Source organism: Streptosporangium sp. CA-115845, assembly GCF_050943795.1.
Lineage (GTDB): Bacteria > Actinomycetota > Actinomycetes > Streptosporangiales > Streptosporangiaceae > Streptosporangium.
On record NZ_CP191988.1, the window covers coordinates 6,055,487 to 6,078,118 of the forward strand.

Annotated in this window: 24 protein-coding genes; 13 read left to right on the plus strand and 11 right to left on the minus strand. The window is 70.6% G+C overall.

Annotated features, from left to right (window positions below; translation table 11 throughout):
* Entirely contained in the window at positions 1-261 is a 261-nt protein-coding gene (locus ACQP0P_RS29490; protein ID WP_433360469.1) for a hypothetical protein, read from the minus strand.
* A gap of 300 nt (positions 262-561) precedes the next feature.
* Here ACQP0P_RS29490 and ACQP0P_RS29495 point away from each other — a divergent pair, with 300 nt between their 5' ends.
* On the plus strand, positions 562-1,215 hold the full coding sequence (locus ACQP0P_RS29495) for a heme oxygenase (biliverdin-producing) (protein ID WP_433360476.1): 654 nt from the start codon (positions 562-564) through the stop codon (positions 1,213-1,215).
* A 142-nt stretch (positions 1,216-1,357) separates the two neighbouring features.
* On the opposite strand, the gene ACQP0P_RS29500 is transcribed toward ACQP0P_RS29495, so the two are convergent.
* Entirely contained in the window at positions 1,358-1,825 is a 468-nt protein-coding gene (locus ACQP0P_RS29500) for a DoxX family protein (protein WP_433360479.1), read from the minus strand.
* Between ACQP0P_RS29500 and ACQP0P_RS29505 the strand changes: the two genes are divergently transcribed.
* The 6 genes from ACQP0P_RS29505 (at position 1,824) to ACQP0P_RS29530 (ending at position 7,419) form a co-directional block, all read left to right on the plus strand.
* Positions 1,824-2,471: a TetR/AcrR family transcriptional regulator gene (locus ACQP0P_RS29505; protein ID WP_433360482.1), complete on the plus strand. Its 648-nt coding sequence runs from the start codon at positions 1,824-1,826 to the stop codon at positions 2,469-2,471. The genes ACQP0P_RS29500 and ACQP0P_RS29505 overlap by 2 nt on opposite strands.
* 61 nt (positions 2,472-2,532) lie before the next feature.
* Positions 2,533-3,129 carry a TetR/AcrR family transcriptional regulator gene (locus ACQP0P_RS29510; protein ID WP_433360485.1) on the plus strand — a complete coding sequence of 199 codons (597 nt, stop codon included), beginning with the start codon at positions 2,533-2,535 and terminating at the stop codon, positions 3,127-3,129.
* A gap of 109 nt (positions 3,130-3,238) precedes the next feature.
* Complete coding sequence (locus tag ACQP0P_RS29515; RefSeq protein WP_433360488.1) at positions 3,239-4,552, plus strand: sensor histidine kinase; 1,314 nt, start codon at positions 3,239-3,241, stop codon at positions 4,550-4,552.
* Between the two features lie 50 nt (positions 4,553-4,602).
* A complete protein-coding gene (locus ACQP0P_RS29520) occupies positions 4,603-5,259 on the plus strand; it encodes a response regulator (protein WP_433360491.1) in 657 nt (218 codons plus the stop codon).
* Between the two features lie 290 nt (positions 5,260-5,549).
* Entirely contained in the window at positions 5,550-6,290 is a 741-nt protein-coding gene (locus ACQP0P_RS29525; protein ID WP_433360494.1) for an alpha/beta hydrolase, read from the plus strand.
* A complete protein-coding gene (locus tag ACQP0P_RS29530; protein WP_433360497.1) occupies positions 6,283-7,419 on the plus strand; it encodes an acyltransferase family protein in 1,137 nt (378 codons plus the stop codon). Before ACQP0P_RS29525 ends, ACQP0P_RS29530 begins: the two co-directional genes overlap by 8 nt.
* 101 nt (positions 7,420-7,520) lie before the next feature.
* On the opposite strand, the gene ACQP0P_RS29535 is transcribed toward ACQP0P_RS29530, so the two are convergent.
* The 5 genes from ACQP0P_RS29535 to ACQP0P_RS29555 are packed head-to-tail and all read right to left on the minus strand — an operon-like array spanning position 7,521 to position 12,744.
* Positions 7,521-8,408 (minus strand): STM4011 family radical SAM protein, encoded by an 888-nt coding sequence (locus ACQP0P_RS29535; protein WP_433382173.1) that lies wholly within the window; start codon positions 8,406-8,408, stop codon positions 7,521-7,523.
* 56 nt (positions 8,409-8,464) lie between these two features.
* Positions 8,465-9,838: an STM4012 family radical SAM protein gene (locus ACQP0P_RS29540; RefSeq protein ID WP_433382176.1), complete on the minus strand. Its 1,374-nt coding sequence runs from the start codon at positions 9,836-9,838 to the stop codon at positions 8,465-8,467.
* A 29-nt stretch (positions 9,839-9,867) separates the two neighbouring features.
* Positions 9,868-10,683: an STM4013/SEN3800 family hydrolase gene (locus ACQP0P_RS29545; RefSeq protein ID WP_433360500.1), complete on the minus strand. Its 816-nt coding sequence runs from the start codon at positions 10,681-10,683 to the stop codon at positions 9,868-9,870.
* Entirely contained in the window at positions 10,676-11,797 is a 1,122-nt protein-coding gene (locus ACQP0P_RS29550; RefSeq protein WP_433360502.1) for an STM4014 family protein, read from the minus strand. Before ACQP0P_RS29550 ends, ACQP0P_RS29545 begins: the two co-directional genes overlap by 8 nt.
* Entirely contained in the window at positions 11,794-12,744 is a 951-nt protein-coding gene (locus ACQP0P_RS29555; RefSeq protein ID WP_433360505.1) for an STM4015 family protein, read from the minus strand. Before ACQP0P_RS29555 ends, ACQP0P_RS29550 begins: the two co-directional genes overlap by 4 nt.
* A gap of 115 nt (positions 12,745-12,859) precedes the next feature.
* On the opposite strand from ACQP0P_RS29555, the gene ACQP0P_RS29560 reads away from it, so the two are divergent.
* Positions 12,860-14,287: an MFS transporter gene (locus tag ACQP0P_RS29560; RefSeq protein ID WP_433360507.1), complete on the plus strand. Its 1,428-nt coding sequence runs from the start codon at positions 12,860-12,862 to the stop codon at positions 14,285-14,287.
* A 6-nt stretch (positions 14,288-14,293) separates the two neighbouring features.
* Here the strand turns inward: ACQP0P_RS29560 and ACQP0P_RS29565 are convergent, their stop codons facing one another.
* On the minus strand, positions 14,294-15,523 hold the full coding sequence (locus ACQP0P_RS29565; RefSeq protein ID WP_433360510.1) for a cytochrome P450: 1,230 nt from the start codon (positions 15,521-15,523) through the stop codon (positions 14,294-14,296).
* A gap of 95 nt (positions 15,524-15,618) precedes the next feature.
* On the opposite strand from ACQP0P_RS29565, the gene ACQP0P_RS29570 reads away from it, so the two are divergent.
* Together ACQP0P_RS29570 and ACQP0P_RS29575 are read left to right on the plus strand one after the other, a co-directional pair.
* Positions 15,619-16,125 (plus strand): FG-GAP repeat protein, encoded by a 507-nt coding sequence (locus tag ACQP0P_RS29570; protein ID WP_433360513.1) that lies wholly within the window; start codon positions 15,619-15,621, stop codon positions 16,123-16,125.
* A gap of 62 nt (positions 16,126-16,187) precedes the next feature.
* Positions 16,188-17,402, plus strand: a complete 1,215-nt coding sequence (locus tag ACQP0P_RS29575) for an ROK family protein (RefSeq protein ID WP_433360516.1) — start codon at positions 16,188-16,190, stop codon at positions 17,400-17,402.
* Between the two features lie 100 nt (positions 17,403-17,502).
* Here ACQP0P_RS29575 and ACQP0P_RS29580 read toward each other — a convergent pair whose 3' ends face one another.
* Positions 17,503-18,033: a hypothetical protein gene (locus ACQP0P_RS29580; protein WP_433360518.1), complete on the minus strand. Its 531-nt coding sequence runs from the start codon at positions 18,031-18,033 to the stop codon at positions 17,503-17,505.
* 141 nt (positions 18,034-18,174) lie between these two features.
* Positions 18,175-19,008, minus strand: coding sequence for a hypothetical protein (locus ACQP0P_RS29585; protein ID WP_433360520.1), 834 nt, complete (start codon positions 19,006-19,008; stop codon positions 18,175-18,177).
* Between the two features lie 198 nt (positions 19,009-19,206).
* Between ACQP0P_RS29585 and ACQP0P_RS29590 the strand changes: the two genes are divergently transcribed.
* From ACQP0P_RS29590 to ACQP0P_RS29600, 3 genes are all read left to right on the plus strand, one after another.
* The gene (locus tag ACQP0P_RS29590; protein ID WP_433360523.1) at positions 19,207-19,416 is read left to right on the plus strand and encodes a hypothetical protein; all 210 of its coding nucleotides are present in this window, start codon (positions 19,207-19,209) and stop codon (positions 19,414-19,416) included.
* Positions 19,417-19,547: 131 nt separating this feature from the next.
* Positions 19,548-20,453 (plus strand): 5'/3'-nucleotidase SurE, encoded by a 906-nt coding sequence (surE, locus tag ACQP0P_RS29595; protein ID WP_433360526.1) that lies wholly within the window; start codon positions 19,548-19,550, stop codon positions 20,451-20,453.
* Positions 20,454-20,580: 127 nt separating this feature from the next.
* The gene (locus ACQP0P_RS29600; protein WP_433360529.1) at positions 20,581-21,819 is read left to right on the plus strand and encodes an MFS transporter; all 1,239 of its coding nucleotides are present in this window, start codon (positions 20,581-20,583) and stop codon (positions 21,817-21,819) included.
* Positions 21,820-21,832: 13 nt separating this feature from the next.
* On the opposite strand, the gene ACQP0P_RS29605 is transcribed toward ACQP0P_RS29600, so the two are convergent.
* On the minus strand, positions 21,833-22,426 hold the full coding sequence (locus ACQP0P_RS29605; RefSeq protein ID WP_433360532.1) for a TetR/AcrR family transcriptional regulator: 594 nt from the start codon (positions 22,424-22,426) through the stop codon (positions 21,833-21,835).
* Positions 22,427-22,632: the final 206 nt, after the last annotated feature.

Here is a 22,632-nt window from a genome sequence, read left to right on the forward strand (position 1 = left end):
TCAGCAGACGAGTCCTGGTTCCCCGATCAACGCGATCGTGGTCCCAGGCCGACCGAGATCGTTGAGATCCACCGCGGGAACCTGGAGCGCGCCGGCGTCCTGGGCGAAGAACGCGTCCGCCGGAGACCGGCCCCCCTCTTCGAGGAGCCGGCCGGCCATCGCGGCGGAGCCGCTCCCGGAATCGTTTCCGCAGGCGGCGGGTCCGAGCAGCAGGGCACCCGCTGCCGGTGCGAGCACAGCTTTGGGAGGTTCAGCGGGCATGGCTGTGTTTTCCTTCTGTCGATCGAGAGGAGTCCGATCACGGCTTCGACAACGCTGTAAAAGTTAGCCGAGCCTAACCTAAGGGTAGATTGGCGGCGAAGGCACCCCCCCGGAAACCACGGCACCATCCGATGCGCCCGGCTCCCGGCGACATGTCCCACCCGCTCGCACCGAGAACCCCACCCGACACCCGACACGACGGGCGGCCGGTTTAATGACGAGGTGTCGTCATCGGCTTGACGGGAGGGTGCGATTTTTGTGACACTGCGTCATGAAAAGTTTCCTCGCCGCGGAGTGATCATGAGTGAGTCGCCGTTCTCCGAAGTCCTCAGGAACGCCACCTGGGGCGACCACGAATCCGCCGAGGACGAGAGCTACCTCAAAGCCCTGATGGCGGGCCAGCTCACCGCCGAGGCGTACGGCGAGATGGTCGCCCAGCACTATTTCGCCTACGTGGCCCTGGACGGCGCCGCACGGTCGCTCGCCGAGGACCCCGTCGCGGCACCGTTCGTCTTTCCCGAGCTCTACCGGGAGGAGGCCCTGGTCCGCGACCTGGAGACGATCTACGGATCCGACTGGCGGTCCAGGATCGAGCCCTCCAAGCCGACCCTGACCCTGGTCGCCCGCATCAACCAGGTCGCCATCTGGCCGGCCGGCTACATCGCCCACCACTACACCCGCTACATGGGCGACCTGTCCGGCGGGCAGTTCATCCGGATGGAGCTGCAGAAGATCTACGGCTACCAGCCGGGCGGCGGCGTCGACTTCTACCTGTTCGACGAGATCGGCAGCCTGCCCCGTTTCAAGAACGAGTACCGGGCCCGGCTGGACGCACTATCCCTGGACGAGGCCGAGAAGCAGCGTCTCATCCGCGAGACCAAGCTCGCCTACCTGCTCAACACCGAGGTCCTGGGCGAGCTCGGCCGGGTGGCCCGGTCCGAGGTCGCCGCCTGAACCCGGTCGTCCCACAGGTCGTCCCACAGCACGAGTGAACGCTCCGGCACGGATTCTCCGTGCCGGAGCGTTCGCCTGTCCGGCGCCCTCCGGTCTTCGGAGGTCGCACGGTCCCGGCAAGGCCCCAAAAGACATACGGTGCTCAGAAGGCGTACGGCCCGAAACGGCCCCAGGCCACGAAGGCGGCCAGCGCGAGGAGCGCCAGGTTCATCGCGAGTGCCGAATACTCCTTGCGCCGGACGTGCACGATAATGGCGCCGATCATCGTGATCACCAGGCCGGCGGCGGCGAGCGGGGTCAGCACGGGCAAGATGCCGGTGAGGGCGGGCAGGATCAGCCCGATCCCGGCCAGCACCTCAAGGATGCCGATGGCCTTGACCTGTCCGCCGGAGAAATCCTCCACCCATCCCCCCAAGTTGGCGATCAGGTTCTCGCGCGGCTGGGTGGACTTGGTGAGACCAGCGATGAGGAACATCGCGGCGAGCAGGCCCTGTGCGACCCAGAGGACAACGTTCATGAGGCGCTCCGAAAAATAAGTGAAGGCATACCTTCGTTTGTCGCCACCGTAGCATAACCGCAGGGCAGCCTTCACTTTGTAGAATCGGCTCATGGAAGCGTGCAAACGGCGGAGGTTGCGCAAGGACGCCGAGATCAACCGGGAACGGATCATGACGGCGGCGCGCGGCGCGTTCCGCGAGCGCGGGCTCGACGTGCCCCTGGAGGAGATCGCCCGCCGGGCCGAGGTGAACATCGCCACGCTCTACCGGCGCTTCCCCGACCGCGAGGCGCTCATCGAGGCGATCCTGGCCGACCACATGGCCGATTTCGTCGAGGCCGCCGAGGCGGCGGAGCTCGCCGACGACCCCTGGGAGGCGTTCGCCGGGCTGGTCGAACACGTCTGCGGGATGCAGGCCGCCGACCGGGGGGTGACCGAGGCCCTCACCACCTGTTTCCCCACCGCGGCGCTGGAGGCGCCGAGAGCGCGGGCGATGGCGGCGGTCGACCGGGTGATCGAGCGGGCCCGCCGCGCGGGGACGCTGCGCGCCGACTTCACCGGTCAGGACCTTATGCTGATCATGATGGCCAACGCCGGGGTGCTCGGCTCCACCCGCTGCACCGCCCCTCAGGCGTGGCGGCGGCTGATCGGCCTGATCCTTGACGCCTGCCGCGCCGACCGCGTCGGCCCTCCGCTCCCCCCGGCCCCCAGCACCAAGGACCTGAACGCCGCCATGAGTTCGGCCCGCCCCCAGCGCTGACCTCGCGGCCGGACCCGGAACGACCTGACAGCCGGCGACGGCACTGTGCGACCATGGGGCCATGCCCCGGATTTCGGCCGCGACCATCGGCGAGCACCGCGCCCAGACACAGGACCGCATCCTGCGGGCGGTCTCGCGTCTTTCCCGGGAGCAGGGCATCGACGCCATCTCCATGACCGAGGTGGCGAGCGAGGCCGAGATCACCCGCACCGTGCTGTACAACTACTTCCCGGACAAGGCCGCGCTGCTGCTGGCCTTCACCGAGCGGGTGACGCACTACTTCATCGACAGCTACCAGCGGGAGCTGCCCGAGCACGCCTCACCCGCCGAGCGGCTGAGGGTCTTCGTCAGGCTCCAGCTCGACGGGCTGCTCGCCCACCCCCATCCCGGCCCCGCCGACCTGTCCGCGGCGCTGGGCCCCGACGCCTACCAGCGTCTGGCCGACCATGTCGAGCCGATGCAGCGCATCCTGACCGGCATCATCGACAGCGGCGTGGCCTCGGGCGACTTCCACGCCCCCGACGTGGAGGTCGCCGCCCGCTTCATCCTCGCCGTCATCGGCGCCGAGCGGGTCCCGCTGCTCAGCGGCGCGGTGACGCCCGAGGAGGCCGCGGAGATGGTCTCCGGCTTCGTGCTGCGCGGCCTGAGCACGGCCTGAGCCCACCGGATGGTGCGGGACGTCCTGGCCGCGGCCCGGAGGCGGGTGACACTGAAGATCACCCCCTGGTGGGACGCGGACCACGGCCGCGCCGCCTAGGCTGATCCGGGTGATCCCCAGCTCCGCGCGGCAGGCCCTCGCACGGCACGCGCGGCCGGTACGGGAGGCCGCCGCGCGACTGGCCCACCCCCTCGTCGAGGCGCTGGTGACCGGGGCGGCCGATCCTGCCGGCCGCCCCCGGTCACGCCGCCTCCGCCCCCGCATGCCGAGGGCGCTGGGGCTGCTGCCGTTCCAGACGATCGACCTGGTCCTGCTGGCCGACCTGGCGCTGACCTTCATGCTGTTCGACGCCGGTCTCTCCCTGCTCAGGGATGAGGCGATCCGGGCGCACTCCCCGCTCGACGCGGAGGGGCTCACGTTCGCGGCCCTTGCCTTCTCCCTGCCGCTCGCGCTCCGTGGCCGGTGGCCACTGGCCGCCTGGCGGATGGCGATCGTGCTGATCCCCCTGGGCACGGTCGTCTCGCGGCAGTTGTCCGATCCTCCGTACAGCACCGCTGCCGCGATCATGTACGTACTCGTGGTCTACGCGGTCGCGGTCCGCTCGGAGCGGCACATCACCGTGGGCGTGTGGCTCGTCTCGGTCCTCGTCGCCTGGATGATCCACCCCGGCTCGCTGGCCGTCGTCACCGGCATTGTCACGGCGACCGTCCTGTTCGGCCACAACGTGCGCGCCCGGCGGCTGGCCATCGGCCTGCTGGCCCAGGAGGAGCGGCGCAGCCGGCAGGCACTGGCCGGACAGGCCGTGCTGGAGGAGCGGGCCAGGATCGCCAGGGAACTGCACGACGTCGTCGCCCACCACATGTCGGTGATCGCCATCCAGGCGGAGGCCGTTCCGCTGCGAGCGGCCGGAGACACGGAGCGCCTGGAGGAAGGGCTGAGAGAGATCCGCGCGCTGTCGCTCGCGGCCATGACCGAGATGCGCCGCGTACTGGGCGTGCTGAGGGATGACGACGGGCACCCGGACATCGCGCCGCAGCCGGGCCTCGGCCGCCTGGAGGAACTCGTCGACACCGCGCGCTCCGCGGGGCTCACCGTGACGCTCAAGGTGGGCGGCGACCTGACGGGGCTGCCCACGGCGGTGAGCCTGTCCGCCTACCGGATCGCCCAGGAGTCGCTCAGCAACGCCATGCGGCACGCCCCCGGTTCGGCCGTCTCGATGAGGATCGCCCGGTACGGCGCCGAGTTGCACGTCCAGGTGACGAACGACGCCGGGCGCCGTTCCCCCGGGGAATCCCGGCGCATGGGGCACGGCCTGATCGGGATGCGGGAACGGGTGTCCGTACTCGGCGGAAGCCTGTGGGCCGGGCCGGTCGGGACGGGCTTCGCGGTCACCGCCATACTGCCGATCACGGAGAACGCCTGACCTCCTGCCCCGTGGCCGAAGCCCGGGGTCTCCACGCTCAAGGAGATTCGATGACGATCCGGGTGCTCATAGCCGACGACCAGGGCATGGTACGGACCGGCTTCACCGTCTTCCTGAGCTCGCAGCCGGACATCGAGGTCGTGGGCGAGGCCGCCGACGGGCGCGAGGCCGTGGCCCGGACGGCCGAGCTGCGGCCCGACGTCGTGCTGATGGACGTGCGGATGCCGGTCATGGACGGCCTCGCGGCGACACGGGAGATCATGGAGTCCACCGGTCCCACCCCGAGGATCCTGATTCTGACGACGTTCGATCTCGACGACTACGTCTACGAGGCGCTGCGGGCCGGGGCGAGCGGGTTCCTGCTCAAGGACGCCTCGGCGCAGCAGCTGGCCGAGGCGGTACGGGTGCTGGCGGCCGGGGAGGCGCTGCTGGCGCCCTCGGTGACCCGGCGGCTGATCGCGGAGTTCGCCCGCGTCGGCCCGCGCCGCCCGCGCGGGCGCCTGGACGACATCACCGGACGCGAGACCGAGGTGCTCGCGCTCATCGCGCGGGGCAGGTCCAACCAGGAGATCGCCGAGGAGCTGATCCTGTCGGAGCAGACCGTCAAGACCCACGTGGGCCGGATCCTCGCGAAGCTGAACCTGCGCGACCGCGCCCAGGCGATCGTGCACGCCTACGAGACGGGCCTGGTACGCCCAGGCGAATGAGTCCGTGGCGCCTCGGGGCCTCCGGAGTCACCTTCCCCCGCCCCCCGCCCGCCGGACACGGCACCGGACGACGAACGGTTCGCGTGGAGACGCGACCGGTCACCGGACGCTCGCCCCCGGCCGGGTTCCCACCTCCGGCCTGAGGGCCCTGATGGCACCGGCCTCGTTCGCCGGGTGAGCCCGCCTCACCCCCGAGAGGGATCGCGAAGACACCTCCCCGGGGTGATGCGATCGACGGGCCGCGGTTCCTAGCCTCCTGTCCAATCCCGCAGGCCGGACAGGAGGCTCGTATGTTCCGCCGCACGCTCGTCGTGGCCGTCGCCACGGCGCTCGCCTACCTGATGGTCCCGTCGCCCGTGGGCGACCGGGTGGTCCGGGTCTACGGCGATCTCGCCGCGGCCGAGTACGTCGCGGTCATCGTCCCCGGGGCCGACACCACGGCCGCCACCTTCGACGGCGGCAGGGCCAAGCGGTACAGCACGCCGGGGGGAGGGGCGCGGGCGGTGCTGGCCGAGGCCCGGGCGCTGGATCCGGAGGCGAGGCTGGCGGTGGTCGCCTGGCTCGGCTATGACAGCCCGGCGATGCTCAGCCTTCGCGTGATGACCGGCGGGGCCGCCGAGCGGGGCGCGGTGGAGTTGCGGCGCTACGTCACCGGAGCCCTGGGAGGCAAGTGGGTCAGCCTGCTGTGCCACAGCTACGGCTCGGTGGTGTGCGCCGGAGCCGTACCCGCCTCCGGCGTCGCCGACACGGCCGTCTTCGGCAGCCCGGGACTGGGCGTCTCCTCGGCCGCCGAGCTGGGCGGCACCCGTCTGTGGGTGGGCAGCGGCGCCCTCGACTGGATGCGCGAGGTGCCCAAACTCCGGATCGGCCCGTTCGGCTTCGGCCCCGATCCCGCCGCCCCGGCCTTCGGCGCCCACCCGTTCGGGACCGAAGCCGCCGGGCACGACGACTATCTCAAGCCGGGCAGCGAGTCGCTGCGCAACCTGACCCTGATCGCCCTCGGCCGAGGCGGCGAGGTGTCCAGTGGCTAGCCTCACGGCCGGGATCGAGGCGGCCACCCCGGCCGGCCGGGACAGGGGGGTGGACGCGCTGCGGGCGCTGGCGATCCTGGGCGTGGTGCTGGGGCACTGGCTGGTGACGGCGTGGGCGCCGGGCCCGGCGGGGGCGGTGTACCTGGCCAGCCCGCTCAGCCACCTACCGGCGCTGACACCGCTGTCCTGGGTGTTCCAGACACTGGCGGTGTTCTTCTTCGTCGGCGGCTACGCGGCGGCGCGCGGCCTCCGCCCGGCGGCCCTCAGGCCGGAAGGCGCTCCAGCGGGGGCGTGGGTGCGGGCCAGGATGGGGAGGCTGCTGGGGCCGGTGGTGCCGCTCGCCCTGGTCTGGACGGGAATCGCAACGGGGATGGCGCTGCGTGGGGCGCCGGTGGGGCTGATCAGGTCGATGATGTTCCCGGCGGTGGGGCCGCTGTGGTTCCTGGCCGTCTTCGCCGCGCTGACCGCGGCCACTCCCCTGCTCCTGCGGGCGCGTCCGACTGTCACGGCCGCCGCGGCGTTCGCGGTGGTGCTCGGGGTGGACCTGGCCAGATTCTGGCTCGGTGGTCCCGCCTGGCTGGGATGGGCGAACCTGGCGGCCGGCTGGCTGGTGCCGTACGCGCTGGGGATCGCCTGGGCGAGCGGCCTGCTCGATTCGCGCCGGGTGGCGGTGGGCCTGCTGGCCGGCGGGGCGGCCGGGGCGACACTGCTGGTCGCCGGGTTCGGGTATCCGGCGAGCATGGTGGGGGTGACCGGGGTCAGGCTCTCCAACCTGTCTCCGCCCACCCTGGCGGTGGTCTGCTTCGGGCTCGCCCAGGTGGGGCTCGCGCTGCTGGCCCGCGCTCCGCTGGCCCGGCTGATGCGGCGTCCCCGGCTGTGGGCGACGGTCGCGCTGGCCAACCTGTCGGCGATGACGCTCTTCCTGTGGCACCAGAGCGCGCCGGCCGTGATCGCCGTCGCCGCCCTGCGCCTCGGCGACGTCCCCGGCCTGCTGGCCGTGCCGGACGAGCCGGTCTGGCTGCTGCACCGGCTGGCCTGGTTTCCGGTGTTCGTGGCGGTTCTCGCGCTCGCCTGGTTGCCGGGAGTCATCCGGAGACGGCTTGATGACAGGGGGGCGGCATCTGCTTGACGAGGCGGCACGGCTCTTGCGCCGCCATTTTTCCGGCACCATGTCGGTCGCGGAACATCCTGACGGGCCGCCTGGCACGCCTGGCCGTTCGTCATCCGACCTCAGCGGGCGGGGATGCGTTCCAGGACTCCCCCGGCGAAGACGTCGTAGAGACCGGTCGCCTCCAGATGCACGTAGCCGATGTGGCAGTCGCAGATCGCCGCCGGGCACACCGTGGCCCTCGGCCTGAACGTGCCCTCGTAGAGGTTTCCGAGCACGGCCGGGACGAAGTGGCAGCGCCGCACGGTGCCGTCGCCGTCGACGGAGATCACGCTGTCGCCGGTACGGCAGGGCAGGCCGGCGCTCCGGTGCGGTGTCCGGCTGTGCCGGAAGAGCGGATCGATCGCCGTCCAGCCGGCGGCCTCGTCGTCGGTGTAGGCGGTGCCCTCCGCCGCGTTCACCCAGACGTAGACCTCCGCGGGCAGATCGGCCCGGATGCGGCGGGCGTGGCCGAGGTGCTCGGGCAGCCCGACGACGCCGACGCTGAAACGGACCCCACGCGCGACCAGGTCGCGGCAGCGGGTGAGAAAGCGCTCGTGGGTGACCTGGCCGGGGTGGTAGGTCACCCAGAGGGCGAGCGTGTCCAGGTCGGCCTCGGCCAGCCAGCCGGGCCGGCAGCTGAGGTTGGTCTGGATGGCGACCCGCCGCACGTGCGGGAGGTGGCTCAGCTCGACCATCGCCCGGCGGTACCACGAGCGGACCAGGCCCTCGCCCCACGGGGTGAACAGCACCGAGACCGGATGGCCCCGTCCCGCCACCCAGGCGGTGAACCGCTCCAGCGCCGCCCGGTCCCGGCTCAGCTGCTCCGGGTCGTCCCGCCGCTTGGCGAACGGGCAGTAGGGGCAGTCGTAGTCGCAGCTCGCCAGCGGCCCCCGGTAGAGGATCGTCAGGTGATCGCGACCTTCGCCGTCGGCGCTCGGATCGCTTGATCCACCGGGCCTGCCCGGCAGGAGCGGCAGGTGGCGGATTCCGGAGGCGGGGGCGCCGGGTGAGCCGGCCAGGCCTGTCACCGTTCCTCGTATCGGGCCATCAGCTCGCGGACCCTGCCGGAGAACAGCGCGGGACCGATCGCGTCGGAGCGGGCCAGCCCCTCGGCGGTGAGCCGGAGCCACCCGGGGCGCGTCCCTTCTCCGCCCGGCGGCGGCGCGTCCCGCTCCAGCAGGCCCCCAGCCGTCAGGCGCTCCAGCTCCTCGCCGAAGTGGGCCTCGGCCCCGGCTCCGAAGCGGGCACGGTAGACCTCGGGATCGAGCCCGTCGGCCTGGAGCAGCGACTGGATGAGGTGGCGACGGCGCCGGTCCTCCCCGTCCAGCCGGAAACCCACGGCTGCGACCGCGAACTCCCCGGGAGCCAGGCGCACGTAGTCGTCGATGATCGCGCGCACCCGGCCGGCGCCGACCGCGTACTCGTGGGAGTAGTGCAGATGAGAGGTGTAGGAGCGGGCGCCGCAGCCGAGGCCGACCATGCCGTCGCTCTGGCAGCTGTACTCGGCGGGGCTGGAGCGCCCCGGCAGCCGGAACATCCGCATCGAGATCTGCTCGTACCCGGCGGCGAGCAGGTGGTCGCGGCCCTGACGGTAGAGGGTGAGCCGGTGGTCGTCCCAGTCGCGGGCTCGGCGGCCCAGACCGGTGAGCGGGCGGACGTACAGGGGGTAGAGGTAGATCTCCTCGGGTTTCCAGGCGAGCGCGGCGTCCAGCGAGTAACGCCAGGACGCCTCCGTCTGCCCGTCGATGCCGTAGATCAGGTCGATGTTGAGCGTCTCGAACCCGGCCTCGCGGATCCGGCCGAGCGCCGTCTCGACCTCCTGCCGCCGCTGCGGCCTGACCGCCGCGCGGGCCTCGGCGTCGACGAAGCTCTGCACGCCGATCGAGACGCGGGTCGTGCCCCGCTCGGCGAGGACCGCGAGCCGGTCGGCCGTCGCGGTCACCGGGGAGGTCTCCACGGCCATCGGGACGGCCCGCAGGTCGGCGCCCATGATCTGCTCGGCGAGGTCGAACATTCTGGTGAGCTCGGCGGCCTTGAGATAGGTCGGCGTGCCGCCGCCGACCGCCGCCGCCACGAAGCGGGGACCGTTCAGGGCGTCCCGTACGGCGCTCGCCTGGCGTTCCAGCGCGCCGAGATAGGCGTCGACGAGCTCCTCGGGGGCGCCGGTGCGGGTGAACAGGTTGCAGAATCCGCAGCGCATCTCGCAGAACGGGATGTGCAGGTAGAGGAAGAGGTGGTCGACGGGCTCCCTGGCCCACACCTCCGCCAGTGACGGACGTGGATCGAGCGGCCGGTAGGCGGTCTTGTGCGGGTAGGCGTAGACGTACCCCTGGTACGGCCCCGCATCGGGTGAGGCGGCGTCCGGCGGCGGCGCGGATGCGCGCCGCTCGCCGTCCACCACCTCTGGTGTCCGGCCAGGACTCGGAGTCAACGCCACTCCCCTCGCTCCATGGTGAACTCACCGTAGGGCACGGTCCAGACGACCTCGTGACCGATCCGGTGCCCGACGTATCCATCTTCACCGTAGGCGGTGCCGTGATCGGAACAGACGATCGCGAACCCGGGGCGCCGTTCGCTCATCAGCGCGAACAGCCTGCCGATGTGCCGGTCGACGTATTCGAGTGCGGCGGCGTGGCTCCGCCGGCTGTCACCGTGCTCGCGAGTGGCGCCCGGCAGGTGGAACCAGTTCGGCTGGTGCAGGGCCGACACGTTGACGAACAGGAACACCGGACCGTCCGCCCCGGTGACCACCCGCTCGGCACATGCGATCTGCGCTTCGAACGAGGTCTGCGAGGTGACCCCGAACCCCGGCTCCCAGTGGCTCTCGGCGAACATCGCCGGCAGCGCGGACCCGAGCGGGGTCAGCTTGTTGAAAAACCCCACCCCGCCGACGCAGACCGTGTGGTACCCCACCCCGGCCAGCCCGCTGGGCAGATCGGGCGCGTCGAACACCCAGGTGCCCGGGGCCGTGGTCTCGCTCCCGGGAAACACGGCGGCGAACGGGCGGGGGTGCGGTCCCGGCCCGGCCGGGGTCGGCAGGAAACCGGCGAGGATCGCCGCGTGCGCGGCGTAGGTGAAGCTCCCCGGGCTGTGCCTGCGCTCCCAGCGTCCGCCGGGCAGCGCCCGCGCCAGCGCGGGCAGCCGCCCCGCGGCCAGCAGTTCCTCCGCCACGTCGTACCTGAGCGTGTCGAGTGTCACCAGCAGCAGATCGTGGCTGCCCACGATCTCGTTCATGTCACGCATCGGGCCCTCCTTCGCCCCCGATGTCACGAGGCCCCTGTGGCGAGTGCCGGGCGAGGATCGCGCGGACCTGGGCGCCGTAGGTGTCGAGGCCCTCCGCGCCGCTACCCGGCAGGCCCTCCAGCCGGGGCAACAGGTCGCCGAACGCGTTCACCTCGGCCACCGCCAGGCTCCGCCAGTCGGTCCCGGCCATCAGGTCGACTCCCACGGCCAGGCTCCCGGGGAAGCAGGCCGCCGCCCGCGCGCAGACCTCCAGTGCCCGTGCCCACAGCTCGGGACCGAGCATGGCCGTGACCGTGCCGAGGTCACCCCGGGTGCCGCCGAGATGCAGGTTGGTCATGGGGCCGCGCCCGGCACGGACGACCGCGTGGGTGGGCGTGCCGTCCACGACGACCACCCTCAGATCGATCGCGCGCCCGCCGAGGCTCGCCTTGGGAAACCATCGCTCGACGTGCAGCCCGTCTCCGGCCAGCAGGTCGACGATCGCCGCCAGGTCGGACTCGTCCTCGTAGCACCTGACTCGCAGGGAGTTGCGCAGCCCCTCGGAGGTCAGCTCCGCCGAGGTCATCGCCCTGACCCGGTCGCCCGACGCGTGCAGGGCGACGACCCCCGAGGCCGACGAGCCATGGGCCGGTTTGACGAACACCCTCCCCCAGCGGGCCTCGCCCATCCGCTCGCGCAGCTCGGCATAGCCGCGGATCGGTCCGGGAAGCGCGGGCGGCACCGGCACCCCGGCCGCCGACAGCCTGGCGTGGCAGCGTCGTTTGTCGAACATCACCGAGATGTCGTCGACGTCGGCGAGCAGCACGGCCCCCGGAGCCTGGCCGACGGCCTCGCGGACCCGCGCCGCCCCGGCGACGAACGCGGCGTGCCAGCGGGCCCCGCCACCGACCCGGGACGGCTCGCCACCTCCGCGCAGCAGCTCGTCCGTCTCCGCGTCCTCCCCTGGCGAGTCGATCCGTACCAGTGTCTCCGGCTCGATCCGGATCTCCGCGCCGCGCAGCACGGACGTCCACGGCAGGACCGCGGGCTCGCGCAGTCCCTGCCGGACGCAGGCGCCGGCGAACATGGTCACCCGCCGCTCCCCCGGCGTGCCGACGACGGCGAGCGCGGTCATTCGGAGACCGCGACGTAATACCAGTCGTCGTCGGGCTTCTCCTGCTCGGACAGGTCGAGCTCGACGCCGGAGAACGCCGCCCTGAGGCGCTCGACCATGGCGTCGCTCAGAAAGTGGTGGTGCAGGTCCAGCCGCCTGAGGTGGGCCGGCGGCCGGCTTGCGAGCAGCGCCTCGGCGCCGGTGTCGGTGAGCGTGCCCATCGACAGGGCGAGCGACTCCAGCCGGGCCACCACCGGGGCTGAGGCGACGGCCGCGGCGACCTCGTCCTGGATCTCGCTGTCCTGCAGACCGAGATGCCGGAGCGCGGGCAGCCGCTCGCCGGACAGAATGCCCTCCAGATCGGCCACCGTGGTGTCTCCGCCGTAGTTCTCCGCCCCGAGCCAGAGCTCCAGGTATTCCAGCGCGGGAAGATCGCTCGCACCGACCGCCCTGGCCACGGCCGGAGGCAGGCCGCCGGTCTCGAACCGGAGGATTTTGAGGTTGTCATGCCGGACAGGCCGCAGCTTCAGCTCGGTGCCGCCGCGCACCTCCAGTCGCTCCAGCAGCGGGAACGCCTCCAGCAGCGGGGTGACGTCGCTCTGCACGATCCAGGAGATCTCGCACTCCTCCGAGGGCATCGCGCCGAAGAAGAGCGATCGCAGCTTGGGAAGGCGCGCCGCGTTCCCGGCCAGCAGCCGGATGGGACCCGAGGCGTCGACCTCGTAGGCCTCATCCCAGCCGCCGACGATGATCGCCCTGACCTCGGTGGTGTCGACGGTCTCGACGAAGCGCGCGAAGTGCTCCTCGAAGGTCTCCTTGGCGTCGTGGACGCGGACCGAGATGCGCCACGCCGCCTCGCCCGCCGCGGGCATGGGCGCCCCCGGCGGACGCAGGCTCACGATGGGCAGGCCCGCGTACTCCCCACGGTAGAGACCATCGACATCGTCGTTGAACTCGCTGTAGTCCATCGGAGACTCCCGTCAGGCGTGACACGACAGAACCTGTCCTACCAGAGGTGCACGACACTTTAAGAATCATGTGCGCAGGTCAGACAGACGTGAAAGCCCGGCGATGATGGACGGCATGGACAACGGTCACATCCGTCTCAATTCTGCGGCGGGACGCTGGATCCTGCTCGCCACGGTGCTCGGTTCCGGCATCGCCCTGCTGGACAGCACGGTGGTCAACGTGGCGCTGCCCGCCCTCGGCGCCGACCTCGGCGCCGACATGGCCGGTCTGCAGTGGACCGTCAACGCCTACACCCTCACCCTGGCGGGTCTGATCCTGCTGGGCGGCTCGCTCGGTGACCGGTACGGCAGGCGCAGGATCTTCCTGATCGGCGTCGTCTGGTTCGCCCTCGCCTCCGCCCTGTGCGGCCTGGCGCCCAACGTGCAGACGCTGGTCGCGGCCCGCGCGCTGCAGGGCATCGGCGGGGCGCTGCTCACCCCCGGCTCCCTGGCCATCATCCAGTCCTCCTTCGACCGCGAGGACCGTCCCAGGGCGATCGGGGCGTGGTCGGGTCTGGGCGGGGTGGCCGCGGCCATCGGCCCGCTGCTCGGCGGGTGGCTGGTGGAGACGGCCGGCTGGCGCTGGGTGTTCCTGATCAACCTGCCGCTGTCGGCGCTCGTCGTGCTGGTCGCCCTGCGGCATGTCCCGGAGAGCAGGAACGCCGAGGCCGCCGGCCGGTTCGACGTTCTCGGCTCGGCGCTGGCGGCGCTGGCGCTGGCCGGGATCACCTACGGCCTGATCGGCCTGGAGGTCGTCCCGATCGTGGCAGGCGTGGCGCTGGGCGCCGCGTTCGTCTGGCTGGAGATCAGGCGCTCGCCCAGGGCACTCGTACCGGTCGAGATCTTCGCCTCCAGGGTGTTCACCGCGGTCAACGTCGTCACGTTCGTCATGTACGCCGCGATGGGCGTGGTGTTCTTCCTGCTGGTGGTCCAGTTGCAGGTGTCGGCGGGCTTCTCCCCGCTGCTGGCCGGGTCCGCGATGATCCCGGTGACGATCCTGATGCTGCTGCTGTCGTCGCGCGCGGGCGAGCTGGCCAGGCGCGTCGGGCCACGGCTGCCGATGACGATCGGCATCCTGGTCTGCGCGGGAGCCCTGCTGCTGATGTCACGGATCGGCCCCGGCTCGTCGTACGTGGTGGACGTGCTGCCCGTGACGACCCTGTTCGGCCTGGGTCTGTCGGCGGCGGTCGCGCCGCTCACCGCGACCGTGCTGGCCAGCGCCGACGAGCGGCACGCGGGGGTGGCCAGCGGCGTCAACAACGCCGTCGCCAGGACCGGCGGGCTGCTCGCGGTGGCCGCGATCCCCCCGCTGGCCGGGCTGACCGGTGACGCCTTCGACTCCCCCGCGATCTTCACCACCGGATTCCATACGACCATGCTGGTCAGCGCGTCGATGATGGGCCTCGCGGCGCTGCTCACCTTCCTCACCATCCGGGAGAACGTGCTGATCCGCTCGGAGCCGAAGACCGGCTGCCCGGTGACGGCTCCCCAGCCCGGCAGGTGACCGCCCTCAGAAGGTGAACGCCTGGCTGCGGACGCTGTTGTCGAAGTTGGACACCAGCAGCTCCGGCTCGCCGACCGAGCGGACCTCGGGCAGCCGGGTGAACAGCTCGCGGAACATCGCCCTGATCTCCTGCCTGGCCAGGTTGGCCCCCAGGCAGAAGTGCGGCCCCGGGCCGCCGAAACCCACGTGGGGCTTGGTGTCCCGGGTGATGTCGAACCGGCCGGCGTCCGGGAAGACCGTCTCGTCGCGGTTGGCCGAGCCGTAGAAGAGCACCACCTTGTCGCCCGCCTTCAGCTGCAGGCCGCGCAGATCGTAGTCCTCGGTGACGGTGCGGCGGAACTGCATGATGGGTGAGACGTAACGGACCATCTCCTCGATGGCGCCGCCGATGTGGGCGTCGAAGTCGTCTGTCAGCAGGCGCCGCTGCTCGGGGTTGTCGGTCAGCAGCTTGATACCGTGCGCCATGGTGTTACGGGCCGTCTCGTTGCCCGCCACGAGCAGCAGCGTGAAGAACGACCCCAGCTCCCTGTCAGTCAGCCTCTCACCGTCGACGTTGGCGGTGACCAGCGCGGAGACGAGGTCGTTGCCCGGTGCCCCCGAGCGCTCCCTGCCCAGGTTGATCACCAGGCGCTGCAGGGCGAGCAGCGCGAGCGTGTTCTGGGCGGCCATCCTGACCGTGTGCGCCAGGCTGGGCCGCACGCCGGAGTAGGCGGTGGAGATGTCGACGTGCTGGTGGACCCTGGCCCGCACGTCGTCGGGGATACCCATCATGTCGCAGATGACGTGGATGGGCAGTTTGGCGGCCACCTGCGTGACGAAGTCGCCGGGTCCCGAGGCCGTCACGTCGTCGACGATCCGCGCGCACGCGGCGTCGATGTCGCCCTGCAGGTTGCTCAGCATCTTCGGGCTGAACGCACGGGAGACGATGCGGCGGAGCCGGGCGTGCCGGGGGTCGTCCATGTTGACCATGGACTCACCGAACACGTGCTTGACCCAGCCGGGCGGCTCGGGGCTGGTCACGCCGGGCTCGCTGGAGAACACCTTGGCGTTGCGACTGGCCTCCACCACATCGGCGTGCCTGACCAGCGCGTAGAAACCCTTGCCCGAGCGGAGCAACGGCACCCGCTTCTCCTCGAAGAACACCGGCCGGTCGAGATCCCGAAGCCGCGCGAACGCCTCATGCCGCTCCTTGAGCGGCCGCCGCCAGAATCCCAGGTCGGCCAGGTCGATTTCCATACTTCCAATCCTGGCACGTTCTTTATCCGTACCGGCCACGTGAATTTCATAGCCTTGTGGGCCGCGTGTCCGAATTATCGGAAATCATTACGGCTATGAGAGCCGTGTTTCTCGTCTCCATCGCCTTCACCTCCCTTCTGGTCTCCATCTCCCCCTCCAACGCGAGCGCCTGCTCCGGCGTACCCTCCGACTTCGACGGCGACGGACGGGCCGATCTCGCGGTCGCCGCGCCCTACACCCGCTCCGGCGGCCACGTCCGCGCGGGGGCGGTCACCGTCCTGTACGACATGCGCACCGCCCGGAGGCCGGCCCAGGACGAGCCCGGCGTGCCCGGCGAGAGCGAGACCGGGGACGCGTTCGGCTCGGCGCTGGCGACCGGTGACTTCGACGGCGACCGCTGCGCCGACCTGGCGATCGGCGTACCGGGCGAGGGCCTGACCGAGAACCAGCGGGCCACGGCCTGGTCGTCGCCGCCCCGCGCGACGACAGGCTCACCCTGCCGCGCGGGACCGTGCGGAAGGGCCCCTACCCCGGTATCCGTCCGTCGACGGCGAGGACGCCGGCAGGCGCCGCCAAGGGCACCCTGTTCGGTTACGCCCTGACAAACTCGTCCTCACCCCGGTAGACGACCGTTTTCTTCGACTCGCTACCTAAGATGATGGTCATGTTCGACGCACAGCACAGGACCGTCCGCGACCTACGCCGAGGCAACCGGGCGATAGTGCTGCGCGCCCTCTACTTCGAGGGGCCCGCCAGCCGCCAGGAGCTCAGTGAGACCATCGGGCTCAGCCCCGCCACCGTGAGCAACGTGACGGGAGATCTGCTGGCGAGCGGGACCATCGTCGAGGCGGGCCTGGCCGACTCCGACGGAGGCAGGCCGCGCGTGTTGCTACGGGTCAACACCACCCACGGCTACGCCATCGGCGTCGACGTCGGCGAGACGCACGTGCACGTCGAACTCTTCGATCTGGACATGAACCGCCAGGCCAGGGCCGAGTACGCGCTCCGCCCGACCCGGCACGACGTCGATCTGGTCGTCCGCCACATCATCGAGGGCATCGACGTGGTCCTGAACGAGAGCGGCGTGCCCGCCGAGCGGGTGCTCGGCGTGGGGGTGGGCGTTCCCGGCGTCGTCGAGACGGGGCCCGACGCCCTGATCCACGCCCCGACCTTCGGCTGGGACGCGGTCCCCCTCGGCAGGCTCCTGCGGGCGGGCACCGACCTGCCGCTCTTCGTGGACAACGGCGCCAAGTCGATGGGGCAGGCCGAGCTGTGGTTCGGCGTCGGGCGCCGTGCCAGGCACGCCGTGGTGGTGCTGATCGGCTCGGGAGTCGGGGCGAGCATCATCACCGACGGAACCACGTACCTGGGGGCCAACAGCAGCGCCGGCGAGTGGGGCCATACGAAGATCATGGTCGGCGGGCACCGGTGCCGCTGCGGCGGAGAGGGCTGCCTGGAGGCGTACGTGGGGGCCAGGGGCATTCTGGAACGTGCCGGGGTCTGGACGGAGAGCGTCGACGAGCAGGCCGCACTGGCCGAACTGGTGGCCGGTGGTTCCCCCGTCATCGACGAGACCGTCACCTATCTGGGCATCGGCCTGGCCAACCTGATCAACCTGTTCAACCCTGAACGGATCATCATCGGCGGCTGGGCCGGCGTGCTGCTCGGCGAGCACCTGCTGACGAGGATCAGGAAGGTCGCCGCGGACAACTGCCTGGCGCAGCCGTACAAGACGGTCTCCATCGGTCTGGGCCGCCTCGGTGTCGACTCCGTCGCACTGGGCGCGGCCACCCTCGTGATCGAGAACTTCCTGCAGGCCGGCACGACCTCGAAGCCGAACGGCGCTCCCCGGCGTCCCCGGAACCGCGCCGGGATCTGACCGTTCGTTCCGGCTCGTTCCGCAGCAGGACGGGAGGGGCCCGTCCCGTGCGGCCGGGACACCGGAGAGCCGGGCCGCACGACCCCGGTCCGCCGGGAGGCTAACGGATACGCGTGCTGACCTTGACCGGGCGGCGAATCTCCTTGCGGAGCTTATCGATGTCGGCCTTCGCGTCGGTGGTGACGATCACACCGAACCTGACCGTGGCGACGCCCCGGCGCGAGCCCGCCCAGGCGCGGATCCGTACCGTCGTCGAGTCGCCCTTGTCGAGGGAGGTGATCCAGCAGGAAAGGTCACGGCGCTTGACCGAGCACTTGACGCTGCGTGGCTTGGAGATCACCTTGATCTTGCGGAACCGGCTGGAGAAGTCCCCGACGAGTGCCACGTAGTGCTGGCCGCGGGCCTTCCTGTTACTGACCTTGACCGTGTAGACGAGGGATCCACCCCGGCGGACGTGCTTGGGGAAGAAGATCACGTACCTGAAGTCGGTGGGCGCCGCGGCGGCGGGTGACACGGCGGATGGGGCGGGTGGGGCGGACCTGGCGGCCGAGGCGGGGGTCTGGACGAGGAGGGTGCCACCCAGTGCCATGGCGAGAGCCGCGACGCTGAGTCGCGTGGTGAGGGGACTCATAAGCGGCATCATCCAACAACTCTTCAGAAATTCCTCTGGCGCTTTAGGTCAGTGCCGCCTGTCCTGCCGGAATGGTGAACCGGGCACCGGTCTTCGCCGGAGCGCCGCACCTGCTGATGTGGTCGAGCGTGCCGGATGGCGTCAACCCAGGTAGGGCTTGAGGTGGGGGGTGAGGGCGCCGCAGCCCAGGTACTTCTCCGCGGTGTGGAAGTCGAGCCAGTCGAGGTTGACCAGCGCCTCCTGGTCGACGCCGGTGAAGCAGGTCCGCAGCCCCGGCGGGATCGCCGCGATGTCGTCCTTGTCGGCGATGTTCACCCACCGCCTGACCTTGGAGGGCCGGCCTCCCCAGCCGTTGACCGGTGCGGGCATCAGGCGCTCGAAGATCACATTGCGCATGCCGAGCGGGCTGCCCAGGGTGATCAGCAGGTCGACCTCCAGGTCGGGGTTGGCCCAGAGCGTCTCGTAGGTCACCACGCTGCCCAGCGAGTGCGCGATCACCACCCTGGGCCGGTTCCGCCTGATCACCTCGGCCACGGCCGCCCTCGACTTCTCGCGTGCCTCGCTTCCGGCCGCCATGTAGGCGGCGACCTCGGGACAGAAGAACCTGGCGAAGTCGGCGGCGTTGCCCTGCAACCGGTCCAGCAGCCAGCCGGTCATCCGGTGCAGGGCGCCGGTCAGCCCCTCCCCCACCGAGTCGAGTTGCTTGGCCCAGGCGACGAAGACCTCCTGGGCGCCGACGTTCATGTTCCGCACCGCGCGCGGAGAGTCGTCCTTGCTCTCACCCAGCAGGTGGGCGTAGTAGGCGATCTCGGTGATGTAGCGCTCCTTGGCGTGCGGCTTGCCGCCGGTCAGGCCCTTGTGCAGGTAGCGGTCCCACTTGTCGCGCATCGCGACGGCCGCGCCGCTGACCGAGTTACCCGCGTCGCGGTAGTAGCGGTACTTACCGATACCGTGCACCCCGACGATCGTGTCCATCCGCCCCCGCCTTCTGTGTTGGATGCCCGGTTTTCACGGGTGTCGATGACATTCGCCCCGAGCAACTGTGGCGGAAGCGAGCCCCGCGCCACAAGACCACGGCGGCACCGGCGAAACCCGGCGACGGGCTCATGATCCGTGGATCGCACATGACGCGTCGCTGTGCGCGGATCCCTCCCGCGGGCAGCGTGGGCGGGCGTGACTGACACCGGCTTCGCGGCCGATGTTCTCTACCTGCTGCTTCGCGGCTTCTATATCGCCGACACCGAGGACCCCGGGTTGTGGACGGACGAACGGGTCGGTGCGGCCGTCTCCCGGCTGACCGATCTGTTCGTCGCCGGCCTGGAGTCGCGTCCGGAGGGCACGGGCGGAGCCTCCGACGACGCGGGCGGGGCACCGAAGCCGTAGTGAATACCTCCTAATGGATCACGGTTCGGCCCGATATGAATAACAATTCAGCAATAAGATCTACCGAGCACTCGGTCTGATAGCTCATGCTCCTGCTCAGCGACACCCCCTCGCCGAGATTCGGAGCCCCCATGAAGCCGAGCCACCGACGCGCCGCCTTCCTCGCCGCCGTAGCCGTGACCACGGCCGCCTTTCCGACCGCCTCCGCCGTCGCCTCCGCCCCGCGTTCCGAGCCCGCCAGGCCGCTGACCATCCTGCTCAGCAACGACGACGGTTACGGCGCCCCGGGTATCAAGGCCGTCTTCGACAAGCTCACCGCCGCGGGACACGACGTCACCATCGTCGCCCCGGCCACCAACCAGAGCGGCGCGAGCGTCAAGCGGACCATCGACGAGGGCGCCCAGCTCACCGCCAAGAAGGTGGCCGACAAGGTCTGGTCCGTTGACGGGACTCCGGCCGACTCGGTCATGTTCGGCCTCGGCCACGTCCTCGCGGGTCAAAAGGTCGACCTGGTCGTCTCCGGAACCAACTTCGGGCAGAACATCGGCAGCATCGTCAACAACTCCGGCACCGTCGGCGCGGCGGTCACGGCGATCGAGTTCGGCATGCCGGCCATCGCGGTGAGCACCGAGATCGACTTCGAGAACCCGCGGAACACGATCGCCAACATGCCGGCCACGGGGGACTTCGTCGCCAGGCTGGTGGCGCAGCTTCAGCGCACGGCGCGCGGCGGGCCCCTACTGCCCAAGTACGCCGGTCTCAACGTCAACTATCCGACGCGTCCCGGTCTGGCCTCGCCCACCGGCATCACGCTCACCCAGCAGACCCGTGAGGCGCTGTTCAGCGTGGCCTACAAGTCGAACGGCGGCGACAGCTACACGCTGGAGGCCGCCTTCAACGAGACCGAGGGCGAGGCGAAGAGCGACCTCGCCGCCCTCATCCAGGGCAAGGTCAGCATCACCCCGATCGACGCCGACTGGACGGCCGCCCCGGTGACCTACGCCACGACCGCCGCCCGCCTCGCCGGTCTGCGCTGACCTCGGAGAACCGCTTCGGACCGGTCGTTCGCCGGCGTTTCCTCCGAACCCACCAGTCCCCGGTACGGCTCCGGCACGAGGCGGGCCACGTCGCAACCACTGATGCCGATCACCCCCTTGGAGCATCATGACCGTCAGGACCTCTCGCCCGGGGACCCGCCAGGCCGGCCTCTTCGGGCTCCTGTTCTTCGCCAACACCGCGATGTTCGCCCTCTACTTCGGGGTGGGCGGCCTGCTCGTGCAGAGCGCCATCGAGGTCGTCGACCCCGTCAACAAGGTGGCCAACGCAGGCATGGTCGCCGGGGTCAGCGCGATCTTCGCCACCCTGTTCAACCCGATCGGCGGAGCACTCTCCGACCGCACGCACTCCCGGTTCGGCCGCCGCAACCCCTGGCTGCTCGGCGGCGCTCTGGGCGCCTTCGCCACGCTGTGGTTCCTCGGCACGGCCGACAGCATCATCGTGATCCTGGTCACCTGGTCCATCGCCCAGGCCATGATGAACCTCTTCCAAGCCGCGCTCACGGCCATCGTCCCCGACCGCGTGCCCAGGGAACTGCGCGGCACCGCCTCGGCCGTCATCGGCATCGCCACCTCGGTCGCGGCCGTCGTCGGCACCCAGATCGCGGCCGCGTACATCGGCTCGATCGCAGGCTACCTGCTGCTGGGCGCGGGCGTGGTCGCGTCGGCGGTGCTCCTGGTGCTGTTCAGCAGGGACCCCCGCCCCGGGGAGTACGCGGTGGTGGCCAAGGAGCGCAGGTCGCCGCTCGCCGCGCTGGCGTACTTCGTGTCCGCCCTGAGGTACCGCGACTTCATGTGGGTGTTCATCGGCCGGGCGCTGATGACCCTCAGCTACTTCATGGTGCTGATGTTCCAGCTCTACATCCTCCAGGACTACATCGCGCTCCCCTCGGGCATGACCGCCGTCGGAGCCGTGGCAACCGTGACCATCATCAACACGGTGGCCTCCATCGTCGCCAGCCTGATCACCGGGCCGCTGGCCGACAAGCTGCAGCGGTACCGGATGTTCGTCTTCATCGCCAGCGCGGTCACCGGGCTGGCCATGCTGATCCTGCTGCTGTCGCCTACCTGGACCGGAATGATGATCTTCGCGGCCGTCAACGGGGTGGGCTTCGGCGCCTACTACGCCGTCGACACCGCCCTGGTCACCCTCGTCCTGCCCAACCCGGAGAGCGCCGCCAGGGACCTGGGCGTGCTCAACATCGCCAACGCCGGACCGCAGATGTTCGCGCCGTTCGCCGCGGCGTTCCTCATCGGCCTGGGCGGCTACCCGACGCTCTTCATCGCGTCCGCCGTGGTGGCGATCGTGGGGGCGCTGACCGTGATCCCCGTCAAGTCGGTCCGCTGAGCCGGATGGAGTGCTATTCGGAGACCGGGTGGCGGGCTTTCAGGAGGGAGAGGAAGGCCCGGAACAGCCCCGGCATGTCGATCTCGTCGGGGGCGAGCAGCCACTGGAGCTGGAGTCCGTCCATCACCGCGAACATCAGCGGCGCGGCCTGCTCGGGGGTGAGGCCGGCGGGCAGATCGTCGCCGAGTTCGGCGCGGATCACCTCGGCCATCCAGACGCGGGAGGTTCCGTAGCGCTCCTTGAAGAAATCCCTGGCCGGGTGGTCCTCGATCACGCTCTCCGCGGAGAGCACGGTGAAGGACTGCACGATGCCGCGGCGCTGTGCGTTGTACTCGACCAGCGCGGCCACGGTGTCCAGCGTGATCGCTCCTCCCTCACCGGGCAGCACGAGCACATCGAGATTGCGCTCGTCGCGCAACCGCAGAACCTCGGCGAGCAGCCGATCCTTGCTCGGGAAGTAATGCAGCACCCCCTGCTGGCTGAGGCCCACCCGCTCGGCGATCGACGCGATCGACGCCCCCGTGTAGCCGCGTTCGGCGAACACGTCGAGCGCGGCCAGCAGGATCTCCTCCCGCCGGCTCTCGCGTGATCCTCGGCGTCGCACCATGCGTCAGCTCCTCTCGTCGCGCCGAGCCTAACGCGATCACCAAGAATAACAATTGCATATCATGACCTACCGACTATTCGGTAATTGTGAGCATACTCCCGAAGGAAAGCGCGTACCGCGAGATTCAAGGAGATCACGTGGCCGACCCCCTCGTCGTCGGTCCAGGGAGGCCCGGCGTTCTCCCGGCCACCGCACGTTCTGGTTTC